Raw genomic sequence first — 15,822 nt, 5'->3', positions numbered from 1 at the left:
CGGGAGCGCGCCATGACCGAGACCCCGGACTTCCGGCGCCTGTTCGACGCCGCCCTGTCCCCGCTGCTGATCCTCGCGCCGGACTTCACGATCGTCGAGGTCAATCGCGCCTACCTCACGGCCACCCGCACCGAGCGTTCCATCGTCGGGCAGCGGATCTTCGAGGTGTTCCCCGACAACCCGGACGACCCCTCGGCCGACGGCGTGGCCAATCTGCGGCGCTCGCTGGAGACGGTGGTGGCGACGGGCCGTACCGACACCATGGCGCTCCAGCGGTACGACATCCCCACCGGCGAGGAGGGCGGCTTCGACGAGAAGTACTGGAGCCCGGTGAACACGCCCGTCCTCGACGGGGACGGGCGGGTCACCCATGTCATCCACCGGGTCGAGGACGTCACGGAGTTCGTGCATGTGCGCCGGGTGGGGCGGGAGCAGCGGCGGGTGGCCGCCGAGGCGCAGATGCGGGCCGAGGGCATGGAGATCGACCTGTTCGTACGGGCCCGGGAGATCCGCGAGGTCAACGACCAGCTGCTGCGCGCCAACGCCGAACTCGACGCGGCGGGACGGCGGCTGCGGGACGAGCAGCAGGCCAAGGACCGGTTCATCGCCACGCTCTCGCACGAGTTGCGCAACCCGCTCGCCGCGGCCACGGCGGCCACGGAACTGCTGACCCTCGACCTGCCCGACGGCCATCCGGCGCTGTCCGTGCTGGAGCGGCAGCTGGGCACGCTGGTGCGGATGAGCAACGACCTCCTCGACGGCACGCGCGCGCTCACCGGGCGGCTTGAGCTGGTGCGTGAGCGGGTCGACCTGCGGTCCGTCGTCGAGAGCGCGTGCGCCGACATCCGGGGTCTGTTCGGGCACGAGGGCCGCAAGCTCGACGTGGGTGTGCCACGGGAGCCGGTGGTCGTGGACGGCGACCGGCTGCGGCTGGCGCAGGTGCTGACGAACCTGCTGTCGAACGCGCTCAAGTACACGCCGCCGGGCGGTCGCACCGAGGTGGCCCTGCGCGAGGCGGACGGACAGGCCCGGCTCACCGTGCGGGACGACGGCATCGGCTTCGCCCCCGCCCAGGCCGAGGATCTGTTCGGTGTCTTCATGCGGGCGGCGCCGGCCGGTCCGGACACCCCCGAGGGCCTCGGCCTCGGTCTTGCGGTGGCCCGGACGGTGGTGGAGCTGCACGGGGGCACGATCGGCGCGCACAGCGAAGGGCCGGGCCGGGGTGCGGCGTTCACGGTGCTGCTGCCCGTCGCGGACCCCACGGCACCGGAACCCGCCCGGCCGGTGATCGTCCGCCCGGCCCGGCGGCAGCTGTCGATCCTGATCGTCGAGGACAACACCGATCTGGCCCAGACCTACCGCGCCCTGCTCCAGCGTCAGGGCCATCACGTCACCGCCGTGCACACGGGCACCGACGCGCTCACCGCCACCGAGGACAGCCTCTTCGACGTCGTCCTGTGCGACCTCGCTCTGCCCGACGTCGACGGCTACACGGTCGCCCGCACGATCCGGGCCCGGCCGCACGGCGACGGGCTGCGGCTGATCGCGGTGTCCGGATTCAGCCAGGGCACCGACCGCGCCCAGTCCCGTACGGCGGGCTTCGACGCGCATCTGGCCAAGCCGCTGCCGCTGAACGACCTTCTCGACCTGCTGGAGAGCTAGGTCTTGTCCGCGAGTAGCCCTGTCCCGACCGGTGTACGTCTTCCCCCTTGCACCGGGCTGTGCTTGCCTGGTGAGCCGTTTACGGTGTCCGGGGCGGGAGTTGCCGCATGCGCAAGCCGTGGATCGTGGGGTTACTGCTGGCCGGAGCGCTGCTCGGCGCGTGCGGGGACCCGGAGTCGGGACCGGAGGCGCCGCCGCCCCCGGTCACCGCGGGCACCACCCACCAACGCGCCGCGGCCAGTGCCGGCACTCCGGCCAGGGCGCCGAAGGTCCTCTATCTCGGGGACTCCCTCGCGATGGAGGCGCAGCGGGTGCTCGGTGAGCAGCTGCGCCGGGAGCTGCGGGCCGACTACACGAGTCGGCCGTACTCGGGGACGACGGTCTGCGACTACCTGGAGGGCACCGGCGCGAAGTCCCTCGTACCGGACGGCGACAAGGCGGCGGCGCTGGTGCGTTCGCTGCGTCCTGACTACGTGGTGCTCCAGTTCTGGGGCAACGCGTGGGGTTACACCTGGTGCATGGACGGCATCACCCACGCCGACGACCCGGCCACCTACTTCAAGCGGTACCGGGCCGACATGGCCCGGCTGACCGGGCAGATCGCCGCCGCGGGCGGCGCCGCACGGCCGCGGATCGTGTGGGTGGCGCAGGGGCCGGACCCGATCACCCCCGACCGGGTCCGCCGCGTCAACGAGCTGTACGCGAGGCAGGCCGCCGCATCCGGAGACGTCGTCGCGGACGCGGGGGCCCGGGTGAGCGCGGCCGGGGCCCGCTACGCCTGGGTCCAGTACCTGCCGTGCGACGCCTACGAGCACGAGCACCCCGGCTACTGCACCGAGCCGGGCCGGGACCGGACCGCCCTGCACCTCGACAAGGACTATCTGCACTTCTGTCTGGCGCCGACGACGTCCACGCCGAAGCCCTGCCCGGTCCGCTCGCCCGGCATCCTGCGCATCGCCCGGGAGATCACCCGGGTGATCTCCCGGACCCCGGCAGGCTGACGCTCACTCGCCCGCGTAGACCCGCTCCAGCTCGGCCTTGTCGAACTTGCCCATCGCCATGAACGCCTTGGTCACCCGGGTCGCCTTCACCGGGTCGGGGTCGCTGACCATGGCGATCAGGTTGTCCGGGACGATCTGCCAGGACACGCCGTACTTGTCCTTGAGCCAGCCGCAGGGGCCGGGCTCGCCGCCGTTCTCGGTGAGCTTGGCCCAGTAGTAGTCGATCTCCTCCTGGTTCTCGCAGAACAGCTGGAAGGAGACCGCCTCGGTGAACTTGAACTGCGGTCCGCCGTTCAGCGCGACGAACTTGTGGCCGTTGGCCGTGAAGTCCACGGCCATCACGGAACCGGGCTCGCCCATGCCGGCCTCGTTGACCCGGGCGACCGAGCCGATGCTGGAGTTCTTGAAGATCGAGACGTAGTGGTGGGCGGCCTCCTCGGCCTGGCCGTCGAACCAGAGACACGTGGTGAAGCCTTCGGTTGCCATGACTACCTCCTGGGGCGTGGATCGCTGTCGTGGGTGTGGACTGATCCATGCCGCGAAACTCATCGGCCGTACGCCTGGCTGCCCCGTCCGGCCTACCCTCCGCACCATGACGTCAGCTCCCACGGACCGCAGCACCGACGGCATCCGGCCCTACCGCATCGACATCCCGCAGAGCGACCTCGACGACCTCCACGCCCGCCTCGACCGCACCCGCTGGCCCGACGACCTGTCGGCGACCGGCTGGGCCTACGGCGTACCGGCGGATCATCTGCGCGATCTCGTCCACCACTGGCGGCACTCCTACGACTGGCGGGCCGCCGAGGCGCAGCTCAACGAGTGGCCCCAGTTCACGACCGTCATCGACGGCACGACCGTGCACTTCGCCCATGTCCGCTCCCCCGAGCCGGACGCCACCCCGCTCGTCGTCACGCACGGCTGGCCGGGTTCGATCGCCGAATTCCTCGATGTGGTGGGCCCGTTGACCGATCCGGCGGCCCACGGCGGCGATCCGGCGGACGCCTTCCATGTCGTCGTACCGAGCATTCCCGGCTTCGGGCTGTCCGGGCCGCCCGCGGACACCGGCTGGGACGTCGGGCGGATCGCCCGGGCCTGGGCCGAGCTGATGCGGCGGCTGGGATACGAGCGGTTCGGCGCGCAGGGCGGCGACTGGGGCTCGGCGATCTCCCGGGCGCTGGGCCGGATCTGTCCCGACCGGGTCGTCGGCGTCCACCTCAACCTGCTGATGGGCGCGCAGGCCACCCAGGAACCGACCGAGGCGGAACTCGCCGCGCTCACCCCCGGGGAACGGGAGCGCACGCTGGAGTCGTGGCGGCGCTGGAGCGCCTGGTCGCGGGACGGGATGGGGTACGCGATCCTGCACTCCACCCGGCCGCAGACCCTGGCCTACGCCCTGACCGACTCGCCGGTCGGCCAACTCGCCTGGATCGCCGAGAAGTTCCAGGAGTGGACGGACTCGGAGCGGTGTCCCGAGGACGCCGTCGACCGGGACCGGCTGCTGACCGACGTGATGCTGTACTGGCTGACCGGGACGGCCGGTTCGGCCGCCCGTATCTACTACGAGAACGCCCACTCCCAGGGCGAGCGGGCGACCCGGCCCACCGAGCCGTCCACGGCGCCCACCGCGGTGGCCGTCTTCCCGGCCGAGATCTCGATCCCGCTGCGGCACCACGCGGACCGCACCGACAACGTCGCGCGAAAAGGCCTGATCAGAGTCCCTCCATCGGTTTCTCTGCCCGTGGCGAATCTGCCACGGGCAGAGAAACCGCCTACCGGTGGCAGGTCGGGGCGAGAGTGAAGTCGACGGCATCCCCGACCACTCCGCACGGAGGCGAACCGATGACTCCACTCACCCCGCTCCTGCCGCGGGCCGAGGAGGGCGACACCCCGCCCTCCCGGTTCGACGACGATCTGGCCGCCCAGTTGCTCGGGCAGCGGATCGTCCTGCTCGGCAGCCAGGTCGACGAGGTCTCCGCCAACCGCGTCTGCTCGCAGCTGCTGATCCTGTCGGCCGAGGACCCGCGCACCGACATCAGTCTCTACATCAACAGCCCCGGCGGCTCGGTGTACGCGGGTCTCGCCATCTACGACACGATGCGGCTGATCCCGAACGACGTGTCGACCCTCGCCATGGGATTCGCGGCGAGCATGGGGCAGTTCCTGCTCTGCGCCGGCGCGCCCGGCAAGCGGTACGCCCTGCCCAACGCGCGGATCATGATGCACCAGGGGTCGGCCGGCATCGGCGGCACCGCGGCCGACATCGCGATCCAGGCGGAGAACCTGGACCACAGCAAGCGGACCATGGAGCGGCTGCTGGCCGAGAACACCGGCCAGACCCCGGAGACGATCGCCCACGACGGCGACCGGGACCGCTGGTTCACGGCCGAGGAGGCCAGGGAGTACGGCATGGTGGACCGGGTCCTGGAGTCCCTCGCGGACGTCCGCCCGGCCGCCTCGAAGCGACGGATGGGGCTGTGACATGGGGAACTACACGATTCCGTACGTCGTCGAGCGCACCGCGCACGGCGAGCGCTCCTCCGATGTGTTCAGCCGGCTGCTGTCGGAGCGGATCATCTTCCTCGGCACCGAGATCGACGACGGTGTCGCCAACGTCGTGATCGCGCAACTCCTCCACCTGGAGTCCTCGGCACCGGACCACGAGATCTCGATCTACATCAACTCCCCCGGCGGCTCGTTCACCTCGCTCATGGCGATCTACGACGCGATGACCTATGTGCAGGCCCCGATCTCGACGGTCTGCGTCGGGCAGGCGGCCTCCACCGCGGCCGTGCTCCTCGCTGGCGGGGATCCCGGACGCCGGATCGTGCTGGAGCACGCGCGTGTGCTGCTCGGCCAGCCGGCCAGCGGCGGCAGCCGGGGCATGATCTCCGACCTCGCGCTCCAGGCCAAGGAGATGATCCGGATCCGCGCCCAGGTGGAGGAGGTGCTGGCCCGGCACACCCACCACGACATCGCGACCCTGCGCGCCGACATGGACCGCGACAAGTTCTTCACCGCGCGGGAGGCCGTCGCGTACGGACTGGCCGACGAGGTGTTGAGCCGGCGCCTCGTGACGGTGTGAGGCGCCGGATGCGGCTCAGGCGGCCAGGCAGAGTCCGTCGTACGACGAGGTCGTCGCCCGGCGACTGCCCGCGGAGGTCCGGCTGGTGATCCGGAGCAGCTCGCCCTGGGCGCGGCCGAGCAGGTCGCCGAGGCCGAGGCCGAGTGCCTGGGCGGCGGCCGCGAGGACCTCCGACGAGGCTTCCTTGCGGCCCCGCTCCACCTCGGAGAGGTAGGGCATGGAGATCCGGGCCGCGTCGGCGACGTCCTTCAACGTCCGCTCCTGGGCGAGCCGTTCACGCCGCAGCACGTCGCCGACCAGGTCCCGCCACAGGGGTTCCTTGGGCGGCGGCGCGGCGGCCGGGCGCAGAGGGATGACGCGGGCTCGGTTCGGCGCTGGTTCGGTCACCTTCTCAGCCTAAAAGCGTTGGACGCCATGGGAAGGGATCAGCATTCTGCCCTGGGTGAATTCCGGCTGTGGAGGGCAGGGGCGTGGAGTTGCGGGAGACGTTCAACGGGGCGGCGGAACTGTACGACCGGGTGCGTCCGCACTATCCCCCTGATCTGATCGCCGAGTTGACGGTACTGGCCGATCTCGGTCCCGGTCGCCGGGTCCTGGAGGTGGGTCCGGGGACGGGCCGGCTCACCCGTCCCCTGGCAGAGTCGGGCTGCCGGCTCACGGGTGTGGAGCTGGGGCCCGACCTGGCCGCCGTGGCCCGGCGCGGGTTGCGGGGGTTCCCGCACGTCGACGTGCAGGTCGCGGACTTCGAGAGCTGGCCGCTGCCCGAGGAGCCCTTCGACCTCGTGGTCAGCGCGACCGCCTGGCACTGGATCGACCCGGCGGTGCGGGTGTCCAAGGCGGCCCGGGCGCTGCGCCCCGGAGGCCGGGTGGCGGTCTTCGGGTCGGAGCATGTCGCGGGCGGCACCGTCGACTTCTTCGCGGAGGCGCAGCGCTGCTACGAACGCTGGGACCCGGCCACCCCGCCGGGCCTGCGGCTCCTGCCGGAGGAGGAGATCCCCTCCGAGACCCGCGAATGGGAGGACTCCCCGGACTTCGAGGACGTCACCGTGACCCGCTTCCGGCAGGACATCACGTACACCGCCGACGAGTACATCGACGTCCTGCTCACCTACTCGGGCCACCGTGCGCTGCGCGAGGACCTCCGGCGGGGGCTGCTGGACTGCATCCGCGGGTTGATCGAGACCCGGTACGAGGGCCGTGTCACCAAGCGCTATCTCCACGACCTGATCACGGCCACGCGCACCGGGGCACGACCCGTCGATCTGTGACCTGCATCACAGATTCCGGCCCGTTTCGCACGCCACACGCCCTCTCCTCTCCACTTTTCCGCGTCCCGGCGACCTTTTTTCCGAGTCCCGGCGACCTTCACATGCATGCGTTCGCCCACCAGGGGTACGCGCCAGAGGAGAACCGGCGGGTCGCCCGCCGGTCACATCATGACGTGGGAGAGGACATGGACACCGCCGTGACCGGGTCGCAGGCACAGCTCATCGAGGGGACCGCTGGGACCAGCACGGGTGACGGACCGCTACCGGGGGTCGTGGACCCGCGGAGCGTCGCTCCGCGCGACGCGCGGGAGCTGTCCCGCCAGTTCTTCCAGCGCCTGACGGAGGTCGAGGAAGGCACACACGAATACCAGTACGCGCGCAACACGCTGATCGAGATGAACATGTCCCTGGTGCGGTTCGCCGCCGGGCGTTTCCGCGGCCGCGGGGACGACATGGAGGACATCGTCCAGACCGGCATGATCGGCCTGATCAAGGCCATCGACCGGTTCGAGCTGGCGCGGGAGGTCGAGTTCACGTCCTTCGCGCTGCCGTACATCGTGGGTGAGATCAAGCGTTTCTTCCGGGACACCACCTGGGCGGTGCACGTGCCGCGGCGGTTGCAGGAGCTGCGGGTGGAGCTGGCCAAGGCGCGCGAGGAGCTGGCGAGCAGGCTGGACCGGGAACCGACGGTGGCCGAACTCGCCACCTTGATGAACATCTCCGAGAGCGAGGTCGTCGAGGGCCAGATCGCCTCCAACGGCTACAACTCCTCCTCGCTGGACGCCGCCCTGACCGGCGACGGTCCCGAGCACGGCGAGTCGGTGCTGGCCGACTTCATCGGTGTCGAGGAGTACGGGCTGCGCCTGGTCGAGGACTTCCAGTCGCTCGCGCCGCTGATGGCGGAGCTCAGCGACCGGGACCGGCAGATCATCCATCTGCGGTTCGTGGAGGAGGCGACGCAGGCGGAGATCGGTGAACAGCTGGGCTGCTCCCAGATGCATGTGTCCCGGCTGATCAAGCGGATCATCGGGCGACTGCGTGAGGGCATGCTGGGCGAGCTGGGCTGCGCGTGAGGTTCTGAAACACAGGCAGGCGGGGGCTGATCGCCGGGACGAACGTTCCGGCGATCAGCCTTCTCCGGGCCGATCGCCGAGTCGCAGCACCGCGCTGACCCGCTTGCCGACCGGCACGCGCTCCGCGGTGACCTCCGTCGCCAGCGCGTGCACGATCTCCAGACCGTGCCGGCCGACCCGTTCCGGGTCCTTGGGGAAGCGCAGCGGCAGCGCGGCACTGCTGTCGTAGACGGAGACGGTCACGACGTCGTCCGTGCCCTCCAGGTCCAGGATGTACGGGCCGTTGCTGTGCCGGTCCGCGTTGGTCACCAGCTCGCTCACCACCAGGAGCACCTCGTTGTCGGCCCGGGCACCGATCTCGGCGCACCACTCGGTCCTGAGCTGGTCGAGGAAGTGGGCGGCGAAGTGGCGGGCCTCGGCGATGCATCCCGGTTCGCCGGTGTAGTGGGCCGCCCGGCGCAAGGGATCCACGGGCACGTCGAAACCAGTCGATACCACTGCCCCGTCCAGGTGTTCGATCATGCGTTTCTCTCTCGGAAGCCGGCCTCGCCGGACGCTGCTGCATCAGTGCTCGTACCCCGTGCCGAGCGGCGCAGTCCCCATAACGGGTCGTGTCGGTCACACCGGCGGCGGCGTCACGTCCGCGGCATTCGGGGCGGAGGTGTCGGAGGAGGACTCGCCCTGCGGCGTGTCCCCCTGGGTCGTCCCTGGTTCCGTCTGCGGTTCCGGGACCAGCGGCTCGATGCTCGGCGGGGGCGAGGAGGGGCTCGCGGACGTCGGCGGACACGGCGTCGCCGAGTCGGTGGGCGTTCCGGTCGGGGTGTCACTGGGTGTCGCGGTGTCCGTGGAGAGACACGGCTCCGGGGAGGACGGCGTGGTGGGTGGCGACGTCGGAGGACTCGGCGTCGTCATGGTCACGGACGGCGAGGGGTGCGCCGGCGGATCGGCGTGCTGGTCCTTGTGGCCCGTGTCGCCCCGGTGGCGGGCGATCCACTGGTCGTCGTCGGGGTCGTAGATCACGAAGATGTTGATGACCGTGACCGACGGGGTGACCACGACGACGGTCGAGGGGCGGTACGCCGGCCAGGAGTCGCCGGTCCGCTTGGGGGTGCTGCGCTGGGCGACCGGCGGGGCGAGCGGGTTGCCGCAGGCGCAGCGGACGCGAGGCACTCCATGGCCGTCGACGAGGACGGCGGTGCCGGTCTGGAGGACGGCCTGATAGCTGGTGGCGGCGCCGTCGCGGTAGCCGTGATTGGTGACGCGGGTGTCCATGCGCAGTTGCACGGGGGTGAGCGCACGCAGATAGGCGGGCACGCCGGACGGCTGAACCCCGGCCACGGAGGCGAAGGCCCTGTTCTTCGCGGGGGCCGCCCGGAGGGCCTTGATCTGGGCCTCCACATCGCAGCTGGAGACGTTGCGGGTGCCGCCGTAGAGGCCCGGCGCTCCGCCGTCGACGCCCCGTACCGAGTTGGCCGCGGTGGACTCGCCGGCCGGGGAGACGGAGACGGGCGGGGCGGAGCTGTCGGTCGCAGTCGACTCGGTGAAGGGGTCGGGGCCGGTCCTGGACGCGGCCTGGAGGAAGACCTCGCCCTCCGTGCCGGAGCCGCCACCGTCGGAGCGGGTGAGAACGAGCGCCACCACCACGGCGGCCACGACCGCGGTGACGAGCACGGCCACCCGCGACACGGACCTCCACCAGGGGCGGTGGGGTTCCGGTGCGGGCGCTCCCCCGGTGCTGCCCGGTGGTTGCGACGGCGGCCCCGAGGGCGGTTGGGAGGGACCCGACAGCGGACCTGAGGGCGGTCCGGTGGGCCGGCCGGAGGACGGAGGTTCGGAGCTCACGAGCCCTTCTTCCCGACGTGGCACTTCAGCGACTTCCTGCTTCTACGCCGCTTTTGTCCAGGATGTTTTCCATTGTGTGCTCCGGTCCGGTGCGGCTCGCAAGCCGACGCGGACGGCTCTCCCGGCGGGCAGGGTTCCCGGGCGCTGCTTAGCGTGGGCAGGGTGAGCCCGAGAACCCGCTCCGACCAGGCCGTCGTTGCCCCGCACGGCTGGGTACAGGCAGCCGTGACCGTGCTGTCCGGACTGCTCGCGATGGGCGTGACCGCCGCGCTGGGGCTGTGGGCGGCCGGGGCGGCGGACCTGCCCGACGGAGCGTTCCCGCGGGTCGTCGCGGCCACGGTCGTCACCGCGGTGGGCGGCACGATCGAGCTCTCCGGGAACGCCGGGGGCCTGGCCGACACCCAGGCCGGGCTGACCGTGATCCCGCTGTCGGTCACGCTGGCCGGCGCCCTCGTCATCGGCGCTCTCTTCCTGCGGCCCCTGCGGCACCGGGCGGTCGCGAGCGCCGCGGAGCTGACGGGCTGGGCGGCGCGGGTCGCCGTGCTGTGGCTGGCCGCCCTGGTCGCTCTCGCCCTCGGGGCCCGCCAGACCTTCACGCTCTCCCTCGGCGACAGCGCGCTGTCGGACCTCGGCGACCTGTTCGGCGTCACACCGAAGGTCGGCTTCACGACGGACATGACGCTCACGCTGGTCTTCGGTCTGCTCTGGCTGGCCGGTGTGCTGGTACTGGCGCTGCTGGTCTCGCGCGGGGCGCCGCTGCCGGGCCGGCTGCTGCGCTTCCAGGCGTCGGTACGGCCGGCGGCGTACGCGATGGTCGTGCTGCTGCTCGCCTTCGTGGTCCTGGGCGTCGTCATCGGCCTGGTCGTGGCGGTGACGGGCGACTACCCGGTGGAGACGTTGGCGGTGATCCTGCTCGGCCTGCCGAACCTGGTCTGGCTGGCGTTCACGCTCGGCCTCGGCGCCACCTGGGACGGCCGCGTGGAGGGCCCGTTCGGACTGCCGATGCCCCACGTCCTCGACGAGGTCCTGCGCTCCAAGGACACCGCCACGCTGAACCTCTCCACCCTCGCCGAGTACGACGGCAGGGTGTGGTGGCTGGTGGCGGTCGACGCGGTGCTGGTGCTCGCCGCCGGGTTCGTGATGGCGGCGCGTTCCCCGGCGCGAACGCGTGCCTGGCAGCACGCCCTGCACATGGCGGTGGCCCTCGCCCTCACGGTCCTGATGATCTGTCTCGTCGGCCGGATCTCCGCCCACTACGGCCTCTCGGTCCTCGGCATCGGCGACCTCGGCGGCGATCTGAACGGTGAACTCCTGCTGAAGCCGCACCTGTGGACCGCCGTCGGCCTCGCGGCACTGTGGGGTCTGGCCGCGGGCTTCCTGGGCGGCCTGCTGGCGCGCCCTGTACGGCGGCAGGAGCAGGCGGGGCCGGGCTGACCCGAGAGAGGGCCTAGCCGCCCCGGAACACCGGCTGCGCCCACGGTGGTGGCTGCTTCGGCGCCTTCTGCTGGGGCTCCACGGTCTTCATCGCGACCTCCGTCGGTGCGTGGCCGGCGCTCGCGCCGGTCGCGGCCAGGCGCAGGGCGGCGACGAAGGCGAGGCAGGTGGCGTGCCGGTCGTCGGGGCTCTTGGCGAGGGACTTGGCGAAGACGGTGTCGAGGTCGGGCGGCAGATCGGGCCGGGACTCGGTCAGCGGGGGCGGCTCGTCGTACTGGTGGGCCCAGAGCAGGGCCATGTCGTCGTCGCGGCGGAACGGGGGGCGGCCCGCGAGGGTCTCGTAGACGACGCAGGCGAAGCCGTAGACGTCGCAGCGGCCGTCGACGGGCTTGCCGGAGATCTGCTCGGGGGCCACGTAGTCGAGGGTGCCGACGAACTGGCCGACCGTCGTGAAGCCGGTCAGGGACAGGGACTTCTTGGTCAGGCCGAAGTCGGTGAGATAGGCGTGCTCGGGGTGGTCGCTGTCGGTGCCCCGGGCGATCAGGATGTTGCCGGGTTTCACGTCCCGGTGGACCAGCCCGTGGTCGTGGGCCTCGTCCAGCGCGGAGGCGATCTGGGCGGCGATCCGCAGCGCCACCGCAGGCGCCAAGGGGCCCTGCCGGTCCAGGAGGTGCCGCAGGTCGCTGCCCTCGACGTAGCGCATGGCGATGTACAGGACGCCGTCCGTCTCGCCCGCCTCGAAGACCGGCACGATGTGCGGGTGGTCGATCGCGGCGGCGGCCCGCGACTCATGGGTGAAGCGCCGGCGGAAGGTGTCGTTGCGGGCGAGTTCGGGGGCGAGGAGCTTGAGCGCGACCGTGCGGTCCAGCCGCAGGTCGCGGGCGCGGTAGACGACGGCCATGCCGCCGCGGCCGATCTCCCGCTCGATGCGGTAGCCGGCGATCTGCCGCCCGATCAGCTCGGAGGGCCGCCCGGAGAAGAGGCTGGTGTCACGGGCCATCGGGCGTCACGACCTGGGTGGGGGCGTGTCCGGGGTTTCCGGCCTTGGCGCGCGGCGCGGTGTCTCCGTGGTCCCCGGCGGCGGCGCGCGGCGCGTCCTCGGCGGCGTAGGTGCTCAGCCGGGTGCCGTCGGCGTAGACCCAGCGGCCGTGCTGGGCGTCGTACAGCCAGACCGACTCCCCGTCGACGACGACCCCGATCCGCAGGCCCCGGGTGCGGCTCTGGAATGCCTCGCCGTCCAGGCCGCCGCCCGCCAGTTCCTCGACCGCGGAGCGGTAGCGGGCGAGCGTCTCGTCGGCGCGGGCGAGCAGTGGACGGGGGTCGGCGGTGTGGGCGAGGGGCGCGTCCGCGAGGGGTGGGTCCTTGGGTACGGCGACCAGATAGCGGCCGTCGACCCAGGCCGACCAGCCGTTGGCGCACAGGACGTGCCCCCAGTCGCCACGCCGCTCCACGAGCTGGACCGGCAGCAGCGGGTCGAAGGGCACCGTGGGACGGGCGGGGTCGGGGGCCTCCCAGGCGGGCATGCCGTGCTGGGGGACGACATGGGTGGGCCGGAAGCCGGGGGTGGTCATCATGACTTCCGCAGGACGGCCGGTTCATGGCGGCGCAGCAGCCGGGAGACCGCGTATCCGAAGACGGCCGACAGCACGACGAGCATCGCCACGTTGAGCAGCCAGATCTTCGCGGAGTGCCGGAACAGCGGATCGGCGGTCAGTTCGCCGGGCACGATCCGGGCGAGCCCCACCGTGCCGGCCATCGCGCCGAGCGCCCACCGCGAGGGCACCAGCCAGGACAGCTGCTCAAGGCCCGGCACTCCGTCCAGCTTCAACAGGGCACCGCAGAACACGACCTGGACGATGGCGAGCAGCACCAGGAGCGGCATCGTCACCTCCTCCTTGCGGACCAGCGCGGAGATCAGCAGGCCGAGCATCATCGCGGTGAACGCCAGGAGGGCGACGGCCACGGTGATCTCGACAAGGGGCGGCATCAACACGCCTTCGCCGCCGGGTGCGTTGAGGTCCACGCCGAGGAGGGCGACCAGGGTCAGGACCACGGCCTGGAGGACGGTGACCGTGCCCAGGACGACGATCTTCGACATCAGGTACGCCGATCTGGACAGGCCCACGGCCCGCTCGCGCTGGTAGATGGAGCGTTCCTTGACCAGTTCGCGGACCGCGTTGGCGGCCCCCGTGAGCACGCCGCCGACGCACAGGATCAGCAGCGCGTTCATCGCCGTCTCCTGGGTCAGCTTGCTGCCGGCCAGGGCGCGGGCCATGGCCCCCATCACGAAGGGCAGCGCGATCATGATGGCGAGGAAGGTGCGGTCGGCGCCGAGGGCGGTCGCGTAGCGGCGGATCAGGGTGCCGAGCTGGGCGCCGCGGCTGCGGGGGCGCGGGGGCGGGGTGATCACGACGGGGCCGGATCGTGGCACCCGGGGCTGTCCGGTGGCGTCGGCGACGTACTGCCGGTGGAAGGGCGAGGCGCGGAACTGCCCGGCCCAGTCCCGGTCCTGGTCCCGCTCGAAGGCCTCGAAGGCCTCCGGCCACTGCCGGTAACCGAAGTAGGCGAGGGTGTCCTCGGGCGGGCCGTAGTAGGCGATCCGCCCGCCGGGCGCGAGGACGAGCAACCGGTCGCAGACGTCGAGGCTGAGGACGCTGTGGGTGACGACGATGACGGTCCGGCCGTCGTCGGCGAGTCCTCGGAGCATGTGCATCACCGAGCGGTCCATGCCGGGGTCGAGGCCCGAGGTCGGCTCGTCGAGGAAGAGCAGCGAGGGCTTGGTGAGCAGTTCCAGGGCGACGCTGACGCGCTTGCGCTGGCCGCCGGAGAGGCTGTGCACGGGCTGGTCGGCGCGCTGTTCCAGGCCCAGCTCGCCGATGACCTCCTCGACCCGCGCCTGCCGCTCGGCCTTGGCGGTGTCCTGGGGGAAGCGCAGTTCGGCGGCGTAGGTGAGGGCGGCGCGGACGGTGAGCTGGGCGTGCAGGATGTCGTCCTGCGGGACCAGGCCGATGCGCTGGCGCAGCTCGGCGTAGTCGCGGTAGAGGTCACGGCCGTCGTACAGCACCGTGCCGTGGTCGGCGGGGCGCTGGCCGGTGAGGGCGCCGAGGAGGGTGGACTTTCCGGCGCCGCTCGGGCCGACGACCGCGAGCAGGCACTTCTCCCCGACCGGGAACGACACCTGGTCCAGGAGCGTCTTGCGGCCGTGGTCGACGGCGACGCTCAGATCCTGTACGTCGAGGGAGACCTCGCCGGTGTCGACGTACTCCTGCAACTCGTCGCCGACCAGGCAGAACGCCGAGTGACCGATGCCGACGACGTCACCGGGGCCGAGCGGGGCGCGGGTGACGGGGGCGCCGTTCAGGTAGGTGCCGTTGTGGCTGCCGAGGTCGACGATCTCGTAGCCGCCGTCGGGGAGGGCGCGCAGCTCGGCGTGCCGGCGGGAGACGACGAGGTCGTCGATGACCAGGTCGTTGTCGTCGGCGCGGCCGATGCGGACGGTGCGGGTGGGCAGCGGGCGGACGGTGGTGGGCTGCCGGAAGGTGCCTGTGAGGGCGGGCATCGACACGGCGGCCACGGCCGAGGGGCGCTCCGGGGCGACCAGGACCACGCGCGGCCCGTCGGAGGGGCTGCCGAAGCGGATCACACAGCCGGGGCCGACGTCGCGTTCGTCGATCCGGAAGCCGTCGGCGTAGGTGCCGTTGGTGCTGTGCTCGTCGGCCAGCGTCCAGTGATCGGCCTCGGGCCGCAGCACCGCGTGGTGCCAGGAGACGCGGGCGTCGTCGATCACGATGTCGCTCAGGGGGTCGCGTCCGACGTGGTAGTCGTGGCCCGGACTCATCACGGTGGAGCCGGTCTCGGTCTCCAGGACGAGTTCGGGCGCAGCCGGGGCGCTCGACCGCTCTGCCATGCCGAGATTCTATCGATTCGTCCAGATGTGCGCCTATTGGGCGAGGTGGCCCGATGAACTCGCGGGGCGCCTCAGCCGACGGAGACGACCAGGGCCGGGATCGTGCGCTGCATCCGCAGGGCGTCCACCGACTCGGCGAGCAGCTCGTACTCGGTGGTGTCGTCGCTGGTGGCGATCCGGATCAACCGTCCGGCGGCCAACTCCTCGGCGACGAGCTCCTGTTGGGCGGCGTCCCCGCACCAGGCACGGAGTACGGCCGGGACGTCGGGGGCGGAGGGGGCGACGGGGACGAGCGCGCTCTGCGGAATGCGGCTGATCTCGGGCTGCGGGTCGAGGCGCTCGGCGATCCAGGACGCCCGGTCCCGTAACCACCACAGGGCGAGGGCGAGGGTGGGGGCCCGGTAGCTGCCGAGCGGTACGCCGATGCGCTGCCCTCCGCAGGTTCCGTACGCGGTGACATGGCACAGGAATTCGTCGTGCACGTTCACTCCCCCGGTGCGTAGTGTGCCTCTCGGCTGGCCTCGCTTTCGGTGCGGCTCTGGTGCGGCGG

General features: G+C 71.7%; 16 protein-coding genes. 8 read left to right on the top strand and 8 right to left on the bottom strand.

Going from position 1 to position 15,822, the window contains the following annotated elements; translation table 11 throughout:
• The first annotated feature begins 12 nt into the window (after positions 1-12).
• Together ACIHIX_RS15010 and ACIHIX_RS15005 are read left to right on the top strand one after the other, a co-directional pair.
• Positions 13-1,662 carry an ATP-binding protein gene (locus ACIHIX_RS15010; protein ID WP_399955003.1) on the top strand — a complete coding sequence of 550 codons (1,650 nt, stop codon included), beginning with the start codon at positions 13-15 and terminating at the stop codon, positions 1,660-1,662.
• A gap of 107 nt (positions 1,663-1,769) precedes the next feature.
• Positions 1,770-2,663 (top strand): SGNH/GDSL hydrolase family protein, encoded by an 894-nt coding sequence (locus ACIHIX_RS15005; protein ID WP_399955001.1) that lies wholly within the window; start codon positions 1,770-1,772, stop codon positions 2,661-2,663.
• Positions 2,664-2,666: 3 nt separating this feature from the next.
• Here ACIHIX_RS15005 and ACIHIX_RS15000 read toward each other — a convergent pair whose 3' ends face one another.
• Positions 2,667-3,149 (bottom strand): VOC family protein, encoded by a 483-nt coding sequence (locus tag ACIHIX_RS15000; RefSeq protein WP_399954999.1) that lies wholly within the window; start codon positions 3,147-3,149, stop codon positions 2,667-2,669.
• Positions 3,150-3,255: 106 nt separating this feature from the next.
• Here ACIHIX_RS15000 and ACIHIX_RS14995 point away from each other — a divergent pair, with 106 nt between their 5' ends.
• From ACIHIX_RS14995 to ACIHIX_RS14985, 3 genes are read left to right on the top strand one after another with little or no spacing between them, the layout of a single operon-like run.
• Positions 3,256-4,464, top strand: a complete 1,209-nt coding sequence (locus tag ACIHIX_RS14995) for an epoxide hydrolase family protein (RefSeq protein ID WP_399954996.1) — start codon at positions 3,256-3,258, stop codon at positions 4,462-4,464.
• A gap of 41 nt (positions 4,465-4,505) precedes the next feature.
• A complete protein-coding gene (locus ACIHIX_RS14990) occupies positions 4,506-5,144 on the top strand; it encodes a ClpP family protease (protein ID WP_399954993.1) in 639 nt (212 codons plus the stop codon).
• Between the two features lies 1 nt (position 5,145).
• Complete coding sequence (locus ACIHIX_RS14985) at positions 5,146-5,748, top strand: ClpP family protease (RefSeq protein ID WP_399954990.1); 603 nt, start codon at positions 5,146-5,148, stop codon at positions 5,746-5,748.
• A 15-nt stretch (positions 5,749-5,763) separates the two neighbouring features.
• Here the strand turns inward: ACIHIX_RS14985 and ACIHIX_RS14980 are convergent, their stop codons facing one another.
• On the bottom strand, positions 5,764-6,135 hold the full coding sequence (locus tag ACIHIX_RS14980) for a helix-turn-helix domain-containing protein (RefSeq protein WP_399954987.1): 372 nt from the start codon (positions 6,133-6,135) through the stop codon (positions 5,764-5,766).
• An 83-nt stretch (positions 6,136-6,218) separates the two neighbouring features.
• Between ACIHIX_RS14980 and ACIHIX_RS14975 the strand changes: the two genes are divergently transcribed.
• Together ACIHIX_RS14975 and ACIHIX_RS14970 are read left to right on the top strand one after the other, a co-directional pair.
• Positions 6,219-7,016, top strand: a complete 798-nt coding sequence (locus ACIHIX_RS14975) for a class I SAM-dependent methyltransferase (protein ID WP_399954984.1) — start codon at positions 6,219-6,221, stop codon at positions 7,014-7,016.
• A gap of 185 nt (positions 7,017-7,201) precedes the next feature.
• Positions 7,202-8,089, top strand: a complete 888-nt coding sequence (locus ACIHIX_RS14970) for an RNA polymerase sigma factor SigF (protein WP_399954982.1) — start codon at positions 7,202-7,204, stop codon at positions 8,087-8,089.
• Positions 8,090-8,143: 54 nt separating this feature from the next.
• Here ACIHIX_RS14970 and ACIHIX_RS14965 read toward each other — a convergent pair whose 3' ends face one another.
• Positions 8,144-8,611, bottom strand: a complete 468-nt coding sequence (locus ACIHIX_RS14965; RefSeq protein ID WP_399954980.1) for an ATP-binding protein — start codon at positions 8,609-8,611, stop codon at positions 8,144-8,146.
• Between the two features lie 96 nt (positions 8,612-8,707).
• Positions 8,708-9,931: a DUF6777 domain-containing protein gene (locus tag ACIHIX_RS14960; protein ID WP_399954976.1), complete on the bottom strand. Its 1,224-nt coding sequence runs from the start codon at positions 9,929-9,931 to the stop codon at positions 8,708-8,710.
• A 162-nt stretch (positions 9,932-10,093) separates the two neighbouring features.
• Here ACIHIX_RS14960 and ACIHIX_RS14955 point away from each other — a divergent pair, with 162 nt between their 5' ends.
• Entirely contained in the window at positions 10,094-11,365 is a 1,272-nt protein-coding gene (locus ACIHIX_RS14955) for a streptophobe family protein (protein ID WP_399954973.1), read from the top strand.
• Between the two features lie 13 nt (positions 11,366-11,378).
• Here the strand turns inward: ACIHIX_RS14955 and ACIHIX_RS14950 are convergent, their stop codons facing one another.
• The 4 genes from ACIHIX_RS14950 to ACIHIX_RS14935 form a co-directional block, all read right to left on the bottom strand.
• Positions 11,379-12,365 carry a serine/threonine-protein kinase gene (locus ACIHIX_RS14950; protein WP_399954970.1) on the bottom strand — a complete coding sequence of 329 codons (987 nt, stop codon included), beginning with the start codon at positions 12,363-12,365 and terminating at the stop codon, positions 11,379-11,381.
• Positions 12,355-12,936 (bottom strand): hypothetical protein, encoded by a 582-nt coding sequence (locus ACIHIX_RS14945; RefSeq protein WP_399954967.1) that lies wholly within the window; start codon positions 12,934-12,936, stop codon positions 12,355-12,357. The genes ACIHIX_RS14950 and ACIHIX_RS14945 overlap by 11 nt, the downstream gene beginning before the upstream one ends.
• A complete protein-coding gene (locus ACIHIX_RS14940) occupies positions 12,936-15,272 on the bottom strand; it encodes an FHA domain-containing protein (RefSeq protein WP_399954964.1) in 2,337 nt (778 codons plus the stop codon). The genes ACIHIX_RS14945 and ACIHIX_RS14940 overlap by 1 nt, the downstream gene beginning before the upstream one ends.
• A 71-nt stretch (positions 15,273-15,343) precedes the next feature.
• On the bottom strand, positions 15,344-15,754 hold the full coding sequence (locus ACIHIX_RS14935) for a hypothetical protein (protein WP_399954961.1): 411 nt from the start codon (positions 15,752-15,754) through the stop codon (positions 15,344-15,346).
• Positions 15,755-15,822 lie beyond the last annotated feature (68 nt).

The sequence above is a fragment of the Streptomyces sp. NPDC051913 genome, from assembly GCF_044593635.1.
Taxonomy (GTDB): Bacteria; Actinomycetota; Actinomycetes; order Streptomycetales; family Streptomycetaceae; genus Streptomyces.
This window is presented reverse-complemented; position numbering and strand designations above follow the sequence as displayed.